Below are 18,453 nucleotides of genomic sequence, written 5' to 3'. Positions count from 1 at the left end.
AGTCTTGACGATGCGTCAGCTCACAACTCGGGTGAACTCGACCGGAAGCGTGCGCAATCCACGCATGATGAGGCCACCGCGCCACCGCAGATCGGCCGGATCCCCGGCAAGTCGGAGGTCCGGCAGGCGAGTCAGGAGCGTCGCGAGGGCGATCTGTCCCTCCAGCCGGGCGAGCGGGGCACCGATGCAGTAGTGGATGCCGTGCCCGTACCCCAGGTGCTGGTTGTCGCGCCGGGACAGGTCGAGGGTGTCCGGCTCGTCGAAGCGCGCCGGGTCACGGTCGGCGGCCGCGAGCACGACCAGGACGGGGTCGCCCGCCGGGATCTCCTGCCCGCCGATGGTCAGCGGCTCCATGGCGTACCGCCAGGTCGCCAGCTCCACCGGTCCGTCGTAGCGCAGCAGCTCCTCGACACCGGTCTCCAGGAGGTCCCGTTCCCCGGCCGCGAGCGAGGCCTGGAGCCGCTCGCGCTCACCCGGGTTGCGCAGCAGGGCGTAGACCCCGTTGCCGACCAGGTTGACCGTGGTCTCGAACCCCGCGAAGAGAAGGATGAAGGCCATGGCGGCGGCCTCGTTCTCGGTGAGGTGCTCACCGTGGTCGGACGCCTTGATGAGCCCCGAGATCAGATCGTCGCCCGGGTCGAGCCGCTTGCGGTGGATCAGCTCCGCGAGATAGCCGCGCATCTTCTTGACCGAGCGCGCCACCCCGCCGCGCGGCCCTCCGCCGTGCCGGATCATCATCCCGGCCCAGTCCCGGAAGTCGTCCTGGTCCTCGCTCGGGACGCCGAGCAGGTCGCAGATCGCGTAGATGGGCAGGGGGAACGCGAACTCGTGGATGAGGTCCGCCTCGCCCTTCTCCGCGAACGAGTCGATCAGCCGGTCCGTCAGCTCCTGCACCCGCGGTGCGAACTCGGCGACCCGGCGCGGGGTGAACGCCTTCGAGACCAGCCGCCGCAGCCGGGTGTGGTCGGGCGGGTCGATGTTGAGCAGATGCGTCATCAGCTCGGCCTTGCGCTCCCCCGGGATCCCCGTCTTCCCCTTGGCGTGCGCGGGCTCGTCGTGGTGCGCCGGGTTCTTCGACAGCCGCTGGTCGGCGAGCGCCTGCCGGGCGTCCGCGTACCGCGTCACCAGCCATGCCTCGACCCCGCTGGGCAGTTTCGCCCGATGGACGGGCGCGTGCTCGCGCAGCCAGGCGTAGGCGGGGTACGGATCGGTCGCGAACTCCCAGGTGAAGAGCTCGGGGGCGGGGGGTTCGGCGGGGGGCGTGCTCACCCTGAGACGGTACAAGGTCGCCGCCGCACGGGCGCGCCGGCGGCCGGGAGCCGCGTATGCGATCGTCACGTGAACCGGCGTACGCGGCCGAGATCCGCCGGGCACCGCCTAGATTCTCCGGAGTGGATGCCCAGTTGCTCAGGAGCACGTTCGCCGTTGTCGAGAGACGGGCCGAACACGCCGTCGCGTTCTTCTACTCCCATCTCTTCTGGAACAACCCGGGCGTCCGCGAGCTCTTCCCCGAGGACATGCGTCCCCAGCGCGACCGGCTCTTCGCCGCGCTCACCCATGTGGTGACCCATCTGGACGACCCGGCGCTTTCCGCCTATCTCGACCATCTGGGCCGTGACCACCGCAAGTTCCTGGCCACACCCGCCCTCTACGCCGCCGTCGGCGCCAGTCTGACCGCCGCCTTCGCGCACACCGCCGGGAGCGCGTGGACCGTCGAGGCCGAGAAGGCGTGGACCGAGGCGTACGGACACGTCGCCGACCTGATGATGCGGGGCGCGGAGGAGGCGGAGGAGGGCGGGGAGCCGGCCTGGTGGGACGCCGTCGTGGCACGCCACGAGCGGCTCGGCGACGACCTGGCGGTGCTGACCCTGCGCCCGCGCCGGCCCTTCGCCTATCTGCCCGGGCAGTACGCGGGCGTCAGCTCCCTGCGGGTCCCGCGGGTCTGGCGTACGTACTCCCTGGCCAACGCGGCCCGGGCGGACGGCACGGTGGACCTGCACGTCAGCCGGATCCCGGGCGGCGCGATGAGCACGGCGCTCGTCGAGGAGGTGCGGGAAGGCGAGCCGCTGCGGCTGAGCGCGCCCGGCGGCGCGCTGATCTCACGGACCGCGCCGGGCACTCCCCGGACGTACATCGCGGCCGGCACCGGCTGGGCGCCGGTGAAGGCGCTTCTCGAGGAGGTGGCCGAGGGGCCCGAGGGCACCGAGGCCCGGCTCTTCCTCGTCGCCCGGGCCAAGGAGTATCTGTACGGGAGGGAGGACGTCGCCCGTCTGAAGGAGCGGATACCCGGGCTGAACGTCACGTACATCGCCTCCGCACCGGACCATCCGCGCGACCAGGCGACCGAGCGGCTGATCCACGCGCTGTACGCCTGCGGCAACTGGCCGTCCCACGACGTCTACCTCGCGGGCCCGCCCGGCTTCCTCGCCGAGACCCTCCCGGTGCTGAGCCACCTCGGCGTGGCCCGGGTCCACCACGACCACCTCCCGACCGCGGGCCGCCTCCGCCCGGCCTCCACCGCCGAGTGGCTCATCGAGCCCCCGACACCCGCCTGGCACGACCCCGAGGCACGGACCCCTCGGCGTCGGTGAGGTACAGCCGGTCGCCGCTCCCCCGACCACGCGAACCCCGCGCACGGCGCCCGGCCCGAAGCGCCGTCGCACTCAGCCGGTCGGAACACCCCGACCACGCGGCCCTGCGCACGGCCCCCGGCCCGAAGCGCCATCACACCCAGACGCGCCGGAACACCCCCGACCACGCGAACCCCGCGCACGAGCCCCCGGCTCGAAGCACCGTCACACTCAGACGGTCGGAACGCCCTCCGTCGCGCGGATCGTGTCGCGGTAGGCGCGGGCGGCCGCTCGTAGTGCCGCCTCCGGGTCGATGCCGAACGCCTCCGCGCGGGCGGCGAGGGCCAGCAGTTCGTAGCCGATGCCCTCCCCCGTCGGCAGGGCAACGTCCAGGCCGGCCGTGCGCACCCGGCCCGCCAGCTTCGCGGCGAGCGCGAGCCCGGGCTGGCCGAGCGGCACCCCGTCGGTCACCGACGCGCGCTGCTTCTCGATCGCCTTCGTGCGCAGCCAGTGCGCCTTGACCTCCTCCGGCGTCTCGGCCGTCGCGTCGCCGAAGACGTGCGGGTGGCGGTGGATCAGCTTCTCCACGATCGCGCCTGCCACGTCGTCGACGGAGAAGGGCTCCTCCTCGTGGTCCTCGGCGATCCGGGCGTGGAAGACGACCTGGAGCAGCACGTCCCCGAGCTCCTCGCGCAGCTCGTCGCGGTCGCCGTCCTCGATCGCCTCGACGAGTTCGTACGCCTCCTCGATGCCGTACTTGGCGAGTCCCTCGTGCGTCTGCCGCGAGGACCACGGGCACTCACGGCGGATGCGGTCCATGACCTGCACCAGGTCGAGCAGACGGGCGCCGGGCAGGTCGTACGAGCCGGGCAGCAGCTCCAGGTCGGGCATCGTGACGCGGCCGGAGCCGGCCAGTCGGGCGAGCCCGTCGGTCAGGGCCTGGTCGCCCTCCCCGGAGGGCAGGACCACGACGGTCCGTCCCCCGGCACAGGCGTCGACCAGCTCCTGCGCGGCCGGGCGGGCGTGCTCGACGACGACACCGGCCTCGCGGAGGTACGGCAGCTGGGGGTGGTGCTCGTCGCCGCACAGCACCCGGTCGGCGCCGTGCAGCGCCTGCCACGCGGGCCAGGACAGCAGTCCGGGCGCCACGCGGTGGCTGGCGGTGAGCAGGACGATACGACCGGGCTCGACGGGTGCTTCAGCGTTCACCCTTCGACCTTACGTGGGGCTACGCGCCCGCTTCCACGGCCGGGTCGGGGGTGACGGGGCGCACCCAGGACGGGGTGTACGTGCCCAGCTGGATCTTCTTGTCGTCCCAGGCGCCGAAGCGCGGGTTCACGTCGATGTCGAGCTCCTTCGACGCGGCGGTGAAGACCTCGGTGAGCTTCTGCTGGCCCTCGGGGGTGTTCGCGATGCCGAGCTTCTCGGCGATCTTGTTCATGAGGACCGTGCGGCGGACGACCGCGTCGATCTGGTCGGGGGCGACCCCCTGCTGCTGGAGCAGCATCGCGGCGAGCTGGGTCTCACCGCCGCTCTGCTTCGCGAACTCGTCGCGCGCCTTCTGGATCTCCCCGCGGGAGGCGGAGATCCCGTTGTCCGCGGCGACCTTGTCCACGACCTTGTCGAAGATCATCACGTTGAGCTTCTCGCGGCTGAGGTCCCCGGTCGCCTGGATCAGCTGCGCCGCCTGCGGTGACGCCTCCTGCGCGGTCCGTACGTCACGCACCTGCGCCTGGAGGCTGGACACCTCGATCCGTTCGCCGCCGACGACCGCCGCCGCCCCTGGGTGGGGCTCACCGCCGCAGGCGGCGAGGAGCGGAGCCGCGGCGAGGAGTGCGGCGGAGACGGAGAGCGCAGTGCGGCGGTGCAAAGGAGCCTCCCGGCGTGGGTCGTGCCTCAGTTTGAACGACCTTGCGGTGATCGATGTTAGGCAGTCGCCGTGGCCTGGGCCACTACTTCGACGCGACTGCCTCCATCAACGACTCACGCGTTCGGGTGGTGGCGGCCCGCGGCCCGATCGGCCCCGGAACGTCCGTGTTCGTCGCCTTGACCAGGAAGTGCGGGCGGCGCTTCACCTCGTAGTAGATGCGGCCCACGTACTCGCCGACCAGTCCCAGCATCACCATCTGGACCCCGGCCAGCGCCGTGACGATGACGAGCAGCGTGACGTAACCGGGGGTGTCCACGCCCTTCACCAGGGCGACGCCGACGATCCAGGCCGCGTATGCCAGGGCCACCGACACGAGGATCATTCCCATGTACACGGCGGCCCGGAGCGGCTTGTTGTTGAAGGAGAGCAGTCCGTCGAGACCGTAGTTGAGCAGCTTTCCGAAGGTCCATTTCGAGCGACCCTCCTCGCGCACCGCATTCTCGTACTCGAATGTGGTGGTGCGGAATCCGACCCAGGCGAAAAGGCCCTTGGAGAATCGGTTGTACTCGGTGAGTTCGAGGATCGCGTCGACGGTACGGCGGGAGAGCAGCCGGAAATCGCCCACGCCGTCCACCAGCTCCACGTCCACCAGCCGGTTGATCGCCCAGTAATAGGCGCGCGCGGTCATGGTGCGGGTCACCCGGTCGCCCTTGCGGGTGCGCCGGGCGATGACCTGGTCGTACCCCTCGGCATGCAGGCCCACCATGCGGTGCACGAGCTCCGGCGGGTGCTGGAGGTCCGCGTCCATGATGACGACGGCGTCGCCCTCCGCGTGCTGGAGGCCGGCCAGCATCGCGGCCTCCTTCCCGAAGTTCCGGCTGAAGGAGACATAGCGGGCGCGGGGGTCGGAGGCGGCGATCTCCTCCAGGAGCGGGAGCGTACGGTCGTGACTTCCGTCGTCCACATAGACCAGCTCGAATTCACCGTCGAAACGGGAGAGTTCGGCGGTCACATGGTCGTGAAAGCGACCGATGATCTCTTCTTCGTTGAAACACGGGACCACGATCGAGAGCAGCACACGGGACACGACAACCCACCCGGATGTCGTCGGCCGATTCGAAACATGACGACGAGGCGACCATTGAGTGAACTGGCCCCGGAGGAACACACTTTCGTGTTCCGTACTGGCATATTCGCACCATCATGCCTGATCAGACGAGACGGATCGTGGGCCGTGCCGCCGGCCTCGCCGCGTTCCTCACCGCGCTCGCCGTCTGCGCCGGGGACGCCGTCGCCCGCACCTTCCCGTTCGGACCCGAGCGACGCGGCGTCAACGACCTGTCCAACCAGTTCGTCCCGTACCACGCCCATCTGTGGGACCTGCTGCACGGCAGGGCCGACGGCGGGCTGCTGCTCAACTGGCAGTCCGGCTGGGGCACCAGCTTCCTGCCCGACCTCGGGACGTATCTGGGCAGCCCGTTCGCGCTCCTCGTCGCGCTCTTCCCGCGCGCGGACATCGAGTACGCGGTCTACGGCGTCACGATCCTGAAGATGGCCGCCGCCGCCGCCGTCATGACCGTGGCGCTGCTGCGATCCCGGCTGGGCACCTGGTGGGCGGCGGCGGTGCTCGGCGCCTCGTACGGGCTGTGCGGCTGGGCCGTCACGGAGGCCACGTACAACCCGATGTGGCTGGACGGTCTGATCGCCTTCCCGCTGCTGTGCCTGGTCGGCGACTGGGTACGGGAGGGTCGCCGGCCGCTCCTCGGCCCTGCCGTCGTCGCCCTGTGCTGGGTCGCGAACTTCTACACCGCGTACATGGCCACGATCGGCGCGGCCCTGGTGCTCTTCGTCCGTCTGCTGCTCGCGAACGAGCTCAGGATCCGCGTCCTGGTGCGGGCCGTGGTGACCGTGCTGCTCGGGATCGGGCTCGCCGCGCCCATCCTGGTACCGGTCTTCCTCGGCTCCACGCGCGCGTACCCCGGTGTGGTCAGGCGGTTCCAGCCGGTGGACTGGACGGACTTCCTCGCGCGTCTGCTCCCGGCGACGTACAGCTTCTCCTCCCCCGCCGCGTTCCTCGGCACGGGAACCCTGCTGCTGGCGGGCGCGCTGCTCTTCCACCGGAAGGTCCCGCGACGGGAGCGCCTGGTGTGGGCCGGGTTCGCCGCCGCGGTCGCCGTGTCGATGCAGTGGGGCCCCACCCATCTGGTGTGGCATGTCTTCGCGACCCCCAACGGCAGCCCGTACCGGCAGACGTTCGTCCTCTCCGGCGTCCTGGTCCTCGCCGCCTGGCTCGCCCTCTCCCACGGCTGGCCCGGGCGGCGGGAACTGCTCGGCGGAGCGGGCGTGGTGGCGGTGGTCGCCGTGGGCGCGACCGCCAGCGACCTGGTGACCGGCTGGACGTACCCCCTGCTCGCCCTCGGCCTCGCGGCGGCCGGCGGCGCGCTGTGGTCGGCCGCCGGGGGACGCGGCCGGTACGGGGTGGTGGCGGCGGTGCTCCTCGCGGGATCGCTCGTCGGGCAGGCGGCCGCGACGACGGCGTACGCGGACCGGGAGCGGCTGTCGCGGCTCGACGACTATCCGGCCTGGGGCGCGGAGCAGGACCGGCGGACGGCGGCGCTCGCCGAGGCCGACGGCTGGCCGGAGTACCGCACCGACTCCGGCCGTCCGCGGATCACCGGCAACGAACCGCTTCTCCTGGGTGGTCAGGGCGTCGCGTACTACAGCAGCCACACTCCGGAGGTGCTGACGAGGACGCTGGCCGCGCTCGGCGGCGGCTGGACCTCGCGCGGCCGCAATCTGCAGAGCCTCGACAACCCGGTGACGGACGCGCTGTTCGGGGTCGGCGCCCGGTGGCGGGACGACCGGGTGGTGCGGACGGAGCGAGTGCTGCCGCTGGTGACGGTACGTCCGGAGGGCGCCGACGTTCCCCGGTACGGGGCCTCGCCGTTCCGCAACCAGGAGATGCTGCTGGGCTCGTCCGTGTACACGCTGCCCGCCGACGGGGTCTGCCCGGTGGGCAGCGAGGTCTTCCTCTGGGCGCCCGACTTGCGGGGGACCGCGCGGCTCGGCCCCGGCGGTCGGACGGTGCGGTCGGAGGGCGGGACGCCGAAGTGGCGGGCCGCGCTGACCTCGCTGGGTCCGCAGGAGACGGCGGGCACGAAACCGGTCCTGGAGGGCAGGGGCACCCGCGGCCACCAGGTCGGCTGCCTGGACCGCGGGCGACTGGCGACGGCGGTGGAGGGTCTGCGTGCGAGCACGGCGGCCTCGATCACCTCGCTCCGGGTCACCGACAGCGGCGTCCGCGCGGAACTCGCGCCGGGAACGAAGGGGACGGTGGTGCTCGCGGCCCCCCGCATCGCGGGCTGGACGTGCGACGGCCGCGCCGCCGACGCGTACGGCGGCCTGGTGGCGACCAAGGTCGCCGGCCGGACATCGGTGACCTGCGACTTCCGTCCCCCCGGCCTCCGGGCGGGCCTGGCGGCGGGGGCGGCGGCACTGATCCTGATGACGGCGCTGACGGCCTGGCAGCGAAGGAGACGGACACCGGGTCCGCGTACGGACCCGGCCCGCGAGCACGGGGGCGTACGCGAGTCGGCCGACGCACTCACCTGACCGGCGGCGGGCTCGACGGCACCCGGAGCCGCCAGCGGACCTCCCCGTCCTGCCACTCGTCGGTGGGCGTGAGCCCGGCGGCGGTGGCGACGGCCGCGGATGCCGCGTGGTCGGGGTGGACGTGCGCGACGAGGGTCCGTACCCCCTGCGCGCCGAGCCACCCGACGAGCCCCCGCACCGCTTCGACGGCGATCCCGCGCCCCTGCCACGGGGTCCCCACGATCCAGGCGATCTCGGCGGCTTCCCCGTCGACGGTCGCCTGCACGGTCCCGACGAGGGGGCCTCCGTCCTCGAGCCGGACGACCCAGTTGCACCACGAGACCCCGGCCTGGGGCGACCCCACGACGAGCCGCTCGTAGCGGGCGCGCAGTGCCCGCGGGGTGAGCGGGGTGCCCCCGATGAAGCGGTGGAGCGAGGGATCGCCGAGCACGCCCGCCATCTCCTGGGCGTGGTCGACGGCGAGGGGGAGCAGGGTGAGCCGGGCGGTGGGGACGGGCTCGGGCTGAAGGGTCACGTGACCTCCGGGGGGTCGTCGATCGGGCAGGGCAGTAGGGGTCCCACAGACAATTTTGTAAGTACTGGCCGCCCTGTTGTCGCCCTCGCAGCATGGATCGCACAACCACCACCCCCTCCGGAGAGGAGCACACCCATGTCAGCCCACCACCCCGTCCCCGTGACCGTCCTCGGGCTCGGATCGATGGGGAGCGCACTGGCCGACGCGTTCGTCGGCGCCGGCCATCCGACCACCGTGTGGAACAGGACCGCCTCGAAGGCCGCACCCCTCGTCGCCAAGGGGGCCGTTCACGCGCGGACGGTGGGCGAGGCCGTCGCGGCGAGCGAACTCGTCGTCGCCTGTCTGACCACGTACGACGACACCATCGCGGCCCTGGAGCCGGCCGCCGACGTGCTGGAGGGACGGGCGCTGGTGACCCTCAACAGCGGGTCGCCGACCGGGGCGCGCCGGATGGCCGTGTGGGCGGGCGGGCACGGTGCGCGTCATCTCGACGGGGCCGTCAAGAACGTGCCGGCCGCCGTCGGCGCCGAGAGCACCCTCGTCTACTACAGCGGCGACCACGCCGTCTTCGAGGAGTTCGAGTCGACGCTACGGGTGTTGGGCGGCGACACCGTGCACCTCGGCACCGACCCGGACCTCGCCGCCCTGTACGAGATGGCGGTGGGCGGCACCCTGCTGCCCGCGCTCGTCGGCTTCTTCCAGGGCGCGGCGGCGCTGCGGGCACGCGGGCTCGACGCCGCCTCGATGGTGCGGTTCAGCGTCAAGTGGTTCGAGATGATCAACTCCGTACTGCCCGTCTTCGCCGAGGAGATCGACAGCGGCGACTACGGCGATCCGGCCTCCTCGGTGAGCATGTTCCTCGCCGGAGCCGCCCATGACGAGGAGCTCGGCAGGGAAGCGGGGCTCGACGTGGAGTGGCTGGGGCCCTTCCGCGAGCTTCTGGAGCGGGCCGTCGAGGCCGGCCACGGCGAGCACAGCATCTCCGCGCTGACGGAGGTCCTCCGCAAGCCGCGGTGAACGTGACGAAGGGCCGGACCCATCGGGTCCGGCCCTTCGTCGTGCGCCTGGCGTCAGTTCACTTGACGGGGTTCAGGCAGAGCACGAACTTGTACGACTCCAGCTGCTGCGCGAGCGCGACCTCGCTCACGTCGCCGCACTTGTCGACGTCGAAGGTGTCGTCGACGACCTTCACGACCTTGTAGAGGTCGGGGACCTTCTCGCCGCACGGCTTGGTGTCGACCTCGGGGTCGTTCTCCGGGCCGGTCACCGTCACGCACTCGCCGACCTTGGCGGAGACGGGCGCCTCGCCCGTGAGGTACGGAAGGCCGAGCTTCCAGAACAGGACGGCCGCGATGGCCACGACGATGCTGAGGATCGTCTTGCCTATGCTGCGCTTCTTCTTCGCCGGCTCGACGGGCGCGAGCGGCTGGTCCGGGGTGGCGGGCGGCGTCGTCATGAGGGATTCCTTGGGGACGTGAGCATGATCAGACGCGAACGCTACATCGCCCCGAACGGGCAAAACGGACCCGAAAGATCCACTTCCCCATCAGTTGTGGACTCGTGATTCTGGCGCCCCGTCAGGCGAACCGGCCCATCTGCTGCTGACGCGCCAGCGCCCGCCTCAGATCAGTCGGAAGCGCGTGGTACGGGCCGTATGTCCGCTCCGTGTCGTACAGCAGCGCCTGGAGCTGCTGGTGGCCGGCCGAGTGGTCGCCCATCGCCAGGAGCAGCATCCCGATCCGCCGCCGGATGTCGAAGAACCGGGCCTGGTCCGCTCCGTGTTCGTGGAACGGCAGCAGCGCCCGGTACTCCGTCAGCGCGGCCGCCGTCTCCCCGAGCTGCTCCAGGCACTGCGCCGCCTCGTAGCGGAACTGCAGGGTCTGCGGGTCGGCTGGGCCCGCCTCGGCCGCCCGGTCGTCGGCGAGACGGCGCAGCTCCGGAAGGGCGCGGCGGTACTGACCGTCGTCCATGAGGGTCGTCGCGTACTGCTTGCGCAGGATCCGGACGACGGGCGAGTGCTCGCCGTGCTCGGCGGCGGCCGCGGGCAGGATCGAGCCGAGGAGGTCGACGGCCCGCGTGAGGGAGCCCTCGCCGAGCAGCCGCTTGACCTCGTCGACGGTGGCGGCGACATCGGGGCGCGCGACGGGCGGTGCGACCGGCGGCGCGGGGACGGACGCCCGGTCGGGCCAGGGCGCATGCGGCCGCAGGAAAGGGCGGGTCGGGTCGAGCGGCCCCGCGGGAGCGCCGCGCGCGGGCAGCAGCGGCAGCAGCGCCTCGTACACCTCGTGCGCGCCGGAGGGGCGGTGCTGGGGGTCCTTGGCGAGCAGCCGCAGCACGAGCGCCTCCAGGACCTCCGGCACCTCGGGGCGCAGCTGGCGGACCGGGAGCGGGGGCTCGTAGAGGTGACGGTGCAGGACGCCGAGCGCGGTCGAGCCGGCGAACGGCACGTTCCCGCTGAGGAGTTCGTGGAGCAGGATGCCGAGCGCGTACAGGTCCGTGTACGGGCCGACCGCGCCGCCCATCGCCTGCTCGGGCGCCATGTAGGCCGGGCTGCCGATCGGCGAACCGGTGTGGGTGAGGCGGGTGGTGTCGGTGTCCAGGACGGAGGCGACGCCGAGGTCGAGGACGGTGACGGTGCCGTCGGGACGCACCATCACGTTCCGGGGCTTGAGGTCGCGGTGGACGATCGGGACCGCGTGCACGGCGGCGAGCACCGCGCACAGCTGCGCGGCGACGGAGACGGCCCACTCCCAGGGGTACGGGTCGTGCTCGGCGAGGTGGTCGGAGAGGTCCGCGCCGTCGAGGTACTGCATGACGAGATAGAGGTCGTCGCCGTCGCTGCCGGCGTCGTGGACCGTGACCAGGCCGGGATGGTCGACCTGGGCCGTGACCCGGCACTCGCGCACGAAGCGGCGCCGGAGCTCCTCCGCCGCGGTGGCGGGGCCGGTCATGGTGGCGGGACGGAGCAGCTTGACGGCGACGCGGCGGTCGAGCCGCCCGTCGTACGCCGTCCAGACCTGGCCCATGCCGCCCTGGCCGATGACCGTGGAGAGTTCGTACCGGCCACCGATGACGCGTCCGTTCACCGACCGCCCTCTCGCGGGTCCTTCGGCTCCTTGCGGAGGAGGTCGCTGAGTTCGTCCAGCTCGGCGCGGACCTGGTCGATCCGGGGGCCGGGCACCGGAGGCTGCGGCGGTACGGCGGGCTGGGGCGGCTGGGACGGAGCCGCGGGCTGCGGCGGTACGGCGGCCTGCGGCGGCGCGACGGGCCCCGGCTGCGGCGGGTAGCCGTAGCCGGCCCGGTGCTGCGGGACCGTCGTCCCGTACGGCGTGAACGCCGCGGGCGGCACGGGGAGCGCGAGACGGACCTTGTCGTGCCGAATGTCGGCGACCAGGAAGTAGACGGTGAATCCCAGGGCGTTGAGCAGGATCATGCTCATCGCGACGTCGGCCTGCGTCGTCTCGACGTCGTCGGGCAGCAGGACGAGGCCGGTGATCATGACGGCCGCGGACACTCCGCACAGGATCCAGTCCAGCGTGCGACGGGTCACGACCGCGAGCCGGATCATCGTCCCCCACGTCAGGAACCCGATGCTGAGCAGCGGAAGTACCGCGAAGAGCACACGCAGCACGATCACCGACGCGGGGACGGCACGCTGCGGTGTCTGAGGCGGAAAGCCGTGGCCGTACATTCCTGCTCCTGGGCACTGGGGTCGGGTGCGAAGAAGAGCGTATACACCCCTGACGACAACGGTTCCGGGTTGTACGGAACCGTTGTCGAACAGTCAGGATGCGCCGCTGTCGCCGACCTGCCCGCCCGGGCCGTCGAGCGGACCGGTGCCCGGCGTTCCGCCTCTACGGAACAGCGGGGTGCCGTCGCCCGCCCCTACGGGGCGACCGTGCCGTCCGCCAGGCCGTCGTGCAGGCCCTGGACGAGCTGCTCGCCGAGGCGGGCGGTGAGCCGTAGCGCCTCCTCGAATTCGGCGAGCGCCCGGAACCGTTCACCGAGCCGGCGCTGCTCGACGAGCGGCAGGCGCGGCAGTTGGAGGCGGCGGACGTCGAGGCGGGTGGCGGTGGAGGCGTAGCTGCTGGCCTGCCGGGTGTTGGCGGTGGCACGGACGAAACCGGCGAGGAACCAGGGGTCGAGGGCCGACGGGTCGGGGCGCAGCAGCTGGAGGTTGCGGCCGAGTGCGGCGCCCGCGGTGGCGGCGTCGACGACCCGTACGGCGGTGCCGCCGCCGAGGACCGGTACGACGACGTCGCCGGCGGCGAGCAGGACCGGCTCCTCCGGCGGGCCGTCGGGGAGCGTGCCGGAGGGGGCCTGGGCGGCGAGGACGTCGTGGTCGGTGAGGACGGCGACGGGGGCGCCCGCGAGTGCCGTGCCGGCGCCTCCCGCGCGCAGGGTCACGGCGCCGCCGCGGGCGAGTTCGCCGACGGTGGTCACGGGCCAGCGGACCGGGCCCGCGGGTGACGCGGCCGGGCCGGACACGGCGGGCGGGGTCAGCTCCTGGGTGCGGCTCAGGGTCTTCGTGAGCCGGTCGCGCACCTCGGTCAGCTGGGCCGCGCCCTCGGCCGCCGCCGGGGGCGGCAGGTGGCGGGCGGGGGCCAGGTCGACGTCGTCGTCGAGGAGTTCGATGACGGGTACGGAACGGCTCGCCCCCGGAGTCTCGGCGACCGTGCCGTCCTTGTCGAAGGGCAGCCAGGCGTCGAGAACGGCGGCGTGGACGGCCTGCCAGTCGAGCCGGTCGCGCCCCGCGCCGCCACCGCCGGCCTGGTCGGTGGTGGTCGTGGCGGTGGTGTCGACGACGAGCAGTTCCGGCGAGGGGGCGATGCCCGCGACGGGCTTGCGCAGCACCCACAGGTGCAGCGGGATGCCGTACGGGGGTGCCGCGCCGGCGGGCAGGGCGACGACGGCCCGCAGGGCGCCCCTCCTGAGGAGGTCGGCGCGGATGCGACGGCCGGAGCGGCGGGAGGCGGCGGCCGGCGGCATGAGCAGGACGGCGGTGCCGCCGGGGCGCAGCCGGGCCAGGGCGTGCTGGACCCAGGCCAGTTCGGACTCCGTGCGGGCCGGGAAGCCGTACTCCCAGCGTGGGTCGTAGGCCAGTTCGTCGTGTCCCCAGTTGCGCTCGTTGAACGGCGGGTGGCAGAGCACGGTGTCGGCCGTGATGTGCGGGAACGCGTCGGCGCGCAGGCTGTCGCCGGTCCGCACCCGGATGTCGGCGTCGGAGGCCAGCGCGAGGCGCAGGGCGGTGAGCGCGGCCAGGTCGGGGTCGGCGTCCTGGCCGTGGAGGGCGCCGGGTTGTTCGACGGCGCGGAGCAGCGTGCCGGTGCCGGAGGCCGGGTCGAGGACCGTGGGGCGGGGGCCGGCGCCGGGGGCGGCGAGGGCGGCCATCAGGGCGGCGGGGCCGGGCGGGGTCAGCGTGTACTGGCGCGGGTTGGCGTCGAGGTGCCGGCCGAGCAGGAACTCGAACGCCTGGCGGGCCCCGGTCTCGGCGGCGAGGTCGGCGGCCCCGCGCACGAGGGCCACGGAGGGGGCCAGTTCGGCCGCGCCGGGCGTACGGACGGCCCTCTCGGGTCCGAAGCGTTCGGCGAGGACCTCCTCCAGCGCGACCGGCAGGGTCTCGGTGAGCCGTGGGTCGGAGACGGCGGCGAGCGCCGGCCAGGCGGTGGAGCGGTCCCGTACGAGCAGCAGGACGCAGCCGGCCTGGACGAGGGCGGTGACGGCGCCCGCCGGATGGCCGGTGACCTGCTGCCACACCCGCTCGCGCAGGGGGACCTCGGCGAGCTTGCCCTGGGCGCGGAGCCACTGCTCGACGTCGGCGAGGGCGAAGGAGGGGCTGGTCTCCGTCCCGCCCACGGGGCGGGGGAAGTCGGCGTGTCGGCGGCGCCAGTTGCTCACGGCGGCCCGTCCGACCCCCGCGAGCCGGGCGATCCCCGCGGCGGTGACCTCTGCTGCGTGCTCCGGCACCTGGCTGACTCCCCTCGTCCCGCTCGGACGTCGTCCGCACGTCACGTACCCGCTGCTGTGACCCCGATCTTACTGACGAACGCAAGGCGCACCACTTCACAGCGTGAGTCGATTCATTTTCCGTGAACCGTGTTGACTCGGTTCACAGCCTCTGTTGTTATTGATCCATCGCTCCACGGGGTCCTCGACGGGCCTCGATCACAGTCGATGCTTCATGTCCTGGAGGACACCCATGTCGTACGACACCCAGATCCCGCAGGCCCCGCAGGTGGCCATGCGCAACGGGCTCGGCACCGCGGCCCTGATCCTCGGCATCATCGGTACGCTCTCCGGCCTCATCCCGCTCTTCTTCTGGCTGGCCGGCATCCTCGGCGTGATCGCGCTGATCCTCGGCCTGGTGGGCAGAGGTCGCGTGAAGCGCGGCGAGGCGAACAACAAGGGCGCGACGACCACCGGCGCGATCCTCGGCCTCGCGGCCCTGATCCTCTCGGTGGTGGGCGCGGTGATCACCTTCACCGCCGTCAGCGACGCGGTCGACGAGATCGACAAGTCCATCAAGGACGCCGCCCCGAAGGACCCGTCGGGCGGCAAGGCGGCCAAGTCCCTCGCGGCCGGTGACACCTCGGTCTACGACGACATCAAGGTCTCGGTCTCGGAGGCCAAGGCGTACAAGCCCAGCGAGTTCGCCGCCGGCCACACCGAGGGCAACAAGGCCTACCAGGTGACCGTCGTCATCGAGAACGGTGGCAAGGAGAAGTTCGACGCCGCGCTCGTGACGCTGACCGCCCGCGCCGGCAAGGACGGCGTGACCGCCGAGCAGATCTTCGACGACAAGGTCGGCACCGGTTTCAGCGGGTCCATCCTGCCCGGCAAGAAGTCCACGGTCGTCTACGCCTTCGACGTCCCGAAGGACGCGAAGAACCTCGCGGTCGAGGTCAGCCCCGGCCTGGAGCACGAGGCCGCCCAGTGGGAGCTGAAGGTCGGCTGACCCCGCTGACCCCTCCTCGCCTCACCCGGGCACCACATCCGTAGGCACCACCCCCACCCCGCCCCCCGCCCCACCCCGGAGAACCCACCATGTCTGCCCCCCGCCACCCCCGCACCCGCCGCACGGCCCTGATCGCCGCGCTCTGCGCCGCCGCCGCGCTCGGTGCCACCGCCTGCGGGCCCTTCTCCGACGACGCGAAGGCGTCCGGCCCCTTCGGAGACCTGACCGGACCTCAGATCTCCAACAAGGCGATCGCCGCGACGAAGAAGGCCGACTCCCTGACCCTCGACCTCGCCCTGAAGACGACCGACGGGCCGATGAAGGCGTACCTGTCGATGGACACCCGGGGGAAGTGCGCCGGCACCCTGACGGTCGGCACGACGGGCACGGCCGAGCTGATCAAGGCCGACGACAAGGACGTCTACCTCCGCTTCGACGAGGCGTTCCTGAAGGAGCAGGCGAAGGGCGAGTCGGCCGAGGTGCAGAAGGCGGTCCTCAAGGAGCTCAAGGGCCGCTGGGTGAAGACTCCGGTGACCGACCCGGACGCCAAGGACAGCCTCGAACTCTGCGACCTGAAGGCGCTCCTCGGCGACTTCGAGCAGGGGATCAACTTCGCGGTCAAGGGCGGGGAGACCACCGTGGGCGGCAAGAAGGCGCTGATGGTGACGGAGAAGTCCGGCGGCGAGACGACGACGGTCTACGTGGCGACGGAGGGCGAGCCGCACATCCTGAAGATCGTGTCGGCGGGCGGCGAGGAGCCGGGGACGATCACGTTCAGCGGGTACGGCAAGCCGGTCGGGGCGAAGGTGCCGGCGACCAAGGACGTCCTGGACGAGTCGAAGACCGGCTGACGGTACGGGTGGGTGACGAGGGTGTGAGGGCCGCCGGAGGGGGGCGGCCCTCACACCCTTCGCGGTGTTCACAGGGCGCCTCGGTTCACGGCCGGTCCGGTGTTCACAGCCGGGCCACTGTTCACAGGGCGTCCACCGTTCACAGCGCTGCCGGAGTTCACGGCCGGTGGCGTGGATTCACAGCCGGTGGCGGACCCAGACGTTCGGCTCGACGTAGACGGCGTAGCCACGCGTGGTCTCGCAGTGGACCGGGACGAGCGCGCCCTCGACCTCGACCGGGCCGTCCGTGTCGAACGGCAGGCCCGTCCATGCGCGCCACTGCTCGACGGACGCGCCGATCGTCATCGAGGCCGGGGCGATCGCCTCGATCGTGGCCCCCGCGCGGACGTGGACGCGCAGCCACGGATCGTGCGGCAGGCCGTCCGACGCACGGGTACGGAAGGCGTACTCGTGGATGGAGGCGGCGGCCTCCAGATGCTTTCCGTTGGGGCGGACCGGGGCGACGACCTCGGAGAAGCCGTGCCGGCGGGCGTTGTCCCGCATGGCGTCCAGCATCTTCGCCGAGAGCCCGTGCCCGAGCGCGCTCGTGTCGACGGTGATCTCGATCGCGCTGACGGTGTCGGGGGTACGCCCGTGCCGCCGGTCGGAGAACGCCCACAGCAGCACCTGGTCCCAGCCGGTGGCGGGCAGTTCGCCGCGGCCCTCGGCCCGGAGCTGGAAGGGAACGCTGAGGCCGCGGGCGACGACCCTGCCCTCGGAGTCCGTGGCGACGAGGACGTACTCCGGCAGCTCGGCCACGATCCGCCCGAAGTGGGACCAGCCGACGGGGTCGTACATCATGAACTCCGGCCAGAGGTCCTTCATCCCCCACATCGGAGCTTCGAGCTCGGGGCGTTCGGCGAGGGTCGTTATGTTCAGCTCCATGAGGGCGCAGGCTAACGACCGTTCGCCGGCATCCCAACCGATTTACGTCACGGCGTCAGCCGCCGCACTGGCGCAGCATCGTCTTCTTGTCCGGTGCGGTCACCGGCATCTCGTACTTGGTGGCGACCTGGGCGAAGCGGACGGCGTAGGCGCACCTGATCCGTTGCGCGGGGGGCAGCCAGGACGCGGGGCCGGAATCGCTCTTGGCCGAGTTGGCCCGCCCCTGGACGGGGATCAGATTCAGTACGTCGTTGGCGAACTGCTTGCGCTTGCTCACCGGCCAGCGCGAGGAGCCCATCTGCCAGCTGTACGACAGCGGCACGACGTGGTCTATCTGCACCTCGGCGGCCTTCGACTTGCGCCACTCGATGGTCTTCCCGGTGTACGGGTCCTGCAGCGTCATGGCGACGACCACGCAGTCGGAGCCGTCGCGGAAGCGGAGGTCCTGAGCATCGCGGCGCAGCAGATCGTTTCGGGTGTCGCACCCGTTCCTCGCCAGCGGGACCCCGTCGGCGGTGTCCAGCCAGGCATGGCCGAACTTGTCCCGGTCGTAACCCGTCTTCGGCCCCCGCCCCTTCGTGGACAGCCCCTCGATGAGCTTTCGTGCCGTGGCCTCGTCCGCGTCCGTCGCCACGGGGGCGAGTCCCGGCTTCGTGCCGTCCGGATTGTCGAGGGGACTGACCGCCCTTCCGTCCGGCGCGACCGGCCCGCCGGGGGCGCCAGGGTCCGCCGTACAACCGGAGGTTATGAGGACCGCGGCGACAAGTGCGGTGAGGGGGAGGGTCTTCGGGTAGCTGGGCACGCGGGGATCCTAGCCAGGCCCTTCGCGGTCCAGACCATTGAGCCGTTCGGCGCGCGGAATCGACAGGGGGCGCGTAGCGTCGAATGAGCTGTTTGTCCCCTTCCTAAGGAGTCGCACACATCATGGGGATCATGGACAAGCTCAAGGGCATGATGGGCCAGCATCCGGACAAGGCCGGACAGGCCGTCGACCGCGGCGGCGACATGATCGACCAGAAGACCGGCGGGAAGCACGCCGGCAAGGTCGACCAGGGCCAGCAGAAGGCACAGGAGTACATCGACAAGCAGCGGGGGCAGGACCAGCCCCCCACCTGACGACTCCCCCGCACCTGTGCGGCCGTGGGGTGCGCCTGCGC

At 72.1% G+C, this 18,453-nt stretch carries 17 protein-coding genes; 6 read left to right on the top strand and 11 right to left on the bottom strand.

The window, feature by feature from the left end; translation table 11 throughout:
• Positions 1-15: 15 nt before the first annotated feature.
• Positions 16-1,269, bottom strand: a complete 1,254-nt coding sequence (locus ACFQ7Q_RS30905) for a cytochrome P450 (protein ID WP_383560877.1) — start codon at positions 1,267-1,269, stop codon at positions 16-18.
• Between the two features lie 122 nt (positions 1,270-1,391).
• Between ACFQ7Q_RS30905 and ACFQ7Q_RS30900 the strand changes: the two genes are divergently transcribed.
• On the top strand, positions 1,392-2,591 hold the full coding sequence (locus ACFQ7Q_RS30900) for a globin domain-containing protein (protein WP_383560875.1): 1,200 nt from the start codon (positions 1,392-1,394) through the stop codon (positions 2,589-2,591).
• Positions 2,592-2,801: 210 nt separating this feature from the next.
• On the opposite strand, the gene ACFQ7Q_RS30895 is transcribed toward ACFQ7Q_RS30900, so the two are convergent.
• From ACFQ7Q_RS30895 to ACFQ7Q_RS30885, 3 genes are all read right to left on the bottom strand, one after another.
• The gene (locus tag ACFQ7Q_RS30895) at positions 2,802-3,779 is read right to left on the bottom strand and encodes a nucleoside triphosphate pyrophosphohydrolase (protein WP_383560873.1); all 978 of its coding nucleotides are present in this window, start codon (positions 3,777-3,779) and stop codon (positions 2,802-2,804) included.
• A 19-nt stretch (positions 3,780-3,798) separates the two neighbouring features.
• The gene (locus tag ACFQ7Q_RS30890) at positions 3,799-4,440 is read right to left on the bottom strand and encodes a SurA N-terminal domain-containing protein (protein WP_383560871.1); all 642 of its coding nucleotides are present in this window, start codon (positions 4,438-4,440) and stop codon (positions 3,799-3,801) included.
• Between the two features lie 82 nt (positions 4,441-4,522).
• Positions 4,523-5,518: a glycosyltransferase family 2 protein gene (locus ACFQ7Q_RS30885; RefSeq protein WP_383560890.1), complete on the bottom strand. Its 996-nt coding sequence runs from the start codon at positions 5,516-5,518 to the stop codon at positions 4,523-4,525.
• A 125-nt stretch (positions 5,519-5,643) separates the two neighbouring features.
• Between ACFQ7Q_RS30885 and ACFQ7Q_RS30880 the strand changes: the two genes are divergently transcribed.
• On the top strand, positions 5,644-8,052 hold the full coding sequence (locus ACFQ7Q_RS30880) for a YfhO family protein (protein WP_383560869.1): 2,409 nt from the start codon (positions 5,644-5,646) through the stop codon (positions 8,050-8,052).
• Here ACFQ7Q_RS30880 and ACFQ7Q_RS30875 read toward each other — a convergent pair.
• Positions 8,045-8,566 carry a GNAT family N-acetyltransferase gene (locus ACFQ7Q_RS30875; protein ID WP_383560868.1) on the bottom strand — a complete coding sequence of 174 codons (522 nt, stop codon included), beginning with the start codon at positions 8,564-8,566 and terminating at the stop codon, positions 8,045-8,047. The genes ACFQ7Q_RS30880 and ACFQ7Q_RS30875 overlap by 8 nt on opposite strands.
• Positions 8,567-8,701: 135 nt before the next feature.
• Here ACFQ7Q_RS30875 and ACFQ7Q_RS30870 point away from each other — a divergent pair, with 135 nt between their 5' ends.
• Positions 8,702-9,583, top strand: a complete 882-nt coding sequence (locus tag ACFQ7Q_RS30870) for an NAD(P)-dependent oxidoreductase (protein WP_383560866.1) — start codon at positions 8,702-8,704, stop codon at positions 9,581-9,583.
• Positions 9,584-9,641: 58 nt separating this feature from the next.
• Here the strand turns inward: ACFQ7Q_RS30870 and ACFQ7Q_RS30865 are convergent, their stop codons facing one another.
• The 4 genes from ACFQ7Q_RS30865 to ACFQ7Q_RS30850 form a co-directional block, all read right to left on the bottom strand.
• Positions 9,642-10,022 (bottom strand): hypothetical protein, encoded by a 381-nt coding sequence (locus tag ACFQ7Q_RS30865; RefSeq protein ID WP_383560864.1) that lies wholly within the window; start codon positions 10,020-10,022, stop codon positions 9,642-9,644.
• A gap of 121 nt (positions 10,023-10,143) precedes the next feature.
• The gene (locus ACFQ7Q_RS30860) at positions 10,144-11,652 is read right to left on the bottom strand and encodes a protein kinase (RefSeq protein WP_383560862.1); all 1,509 of its coding nucleotides are present in this window, start codon (positions 11,650-11,652) and stop codon (positions 10,144-10,146) included.
• The gene (locus tag ACFQ7Q_RS30855) at positions 11,649-12,257 is read right to left on the bottom strand and encodes a hypothetical protein (protein WP_383560860.1); all 609 of its coding nucleotides are present in this window, start codon (positions 12,255-12,257) and stop codon (positions 11,649-11,651) included. The genes ACFQ7Q_RS30860 and ACFQ7Q_RS30855 overlap by 4 nt, the downstream gene beginning before the upstream one ends.
• A gap of 194 nt (positions 12,258-12,451) precedes the next feature.
• Entirely contained in the window at positions 12,452-14,533 is a 2,082-nt protein-coding gene (locus tag ACFQ7Q_RS30850; RefSeq protein ID WP_383560857.1) for an N-6 DNA methylase, read from the bottom strand.
• Positions 14,534-14,765: 232 nt separating this feature from the next.
• On the opposite strand from ACFQ7Q_RS30850, the gene ACFQ7Q_RS30845 reads away from it, so the two are divergent.
• Both ACFQ7Q_RS30845 and ACFQ7Q_RS30840 read left to right on the top strand, forming a co-directional pair.
• The gene (locus tag ACFQ7Q_RS30845; protein ID WP_383560855.1) at positions 14,766-15,521 is read left to right on the top strand and encodes a DUF4190 domain-containing protein; all 756 of its coding nucleotides are present in this window, start codon (positions 14,766-14,768) and stop codon (positions 15,519-15,521) included.
• A gap of 89 nt (positions 15,522-15,610) precedes the next feature.
• Complete coding sequence (locus ACFQ7Q_RS30840) at positions 15,611-16,372, top strand: hypothetical protein (RefSeq protein WP_383560853.1); 762 nt, start codon at positions 15,611-15,613, stop codon at positions 16,370-16,372.
• A gap of 177 nt (positions 16,373-16,549) precedes the next feature.
• Here ACFQ7Q_RS30840 and ACFQ7Q_RS30835 read toward each other — a convergent pair whose 3' ends face one another.
• A complete protein-coding gene (locus ACFQ7Q_RS30835; protein WP_383560851.1) occupies positions 16,550-17,296 on the bottom strand; it encodes an N-acetyltransferase in 747 nt (248 codons plus the stop codon).
• 55 nt (positions 17,297-17,351) lie between these two features.
• Positions 17,352-18,098, bottom strand: coding sequence for an HNH endonuclease family protein (locus ACFQ7Q_RS30830; RefSeq protein WP_383560850.1), 747 nt, complete (start codon positions 18,096-18,098; stop codon positions 17,352-17,354).
• A 122-nt stretch (positions 18,099-18,220) separates the two neighbouring features.
• Here ACFQ7Q_RS30830 and ACFQ7Q_RS30825 point away from each other — a divergent pair, with 122 nt between their 5' ends.
• A complete protein-coding gene (locus ACFQ7Q_RS30825) occupies positions 18,221-18,412 on the top strand; it encodes an antitoxin (protein WP_383560847.1) in 192 nt (63 codons plus the stop codon).
• Positions 18,413-18,453: the final 41 nt, after the last annotated feature.

This window comes from Streptomyces sp. NPDC056527 (assembly GCF_042794475.1).
Classification (GTDB): domain Bacteria; phylum Actinomycetota; class Actinomycetes; order Streptomycetales; family Streptomycetaceae; genus Streptomyces.
Note: the sequence above shows the minus strand (reverse complement) of the source record. Positions and strands in the feature narration are given on the sequence as shown.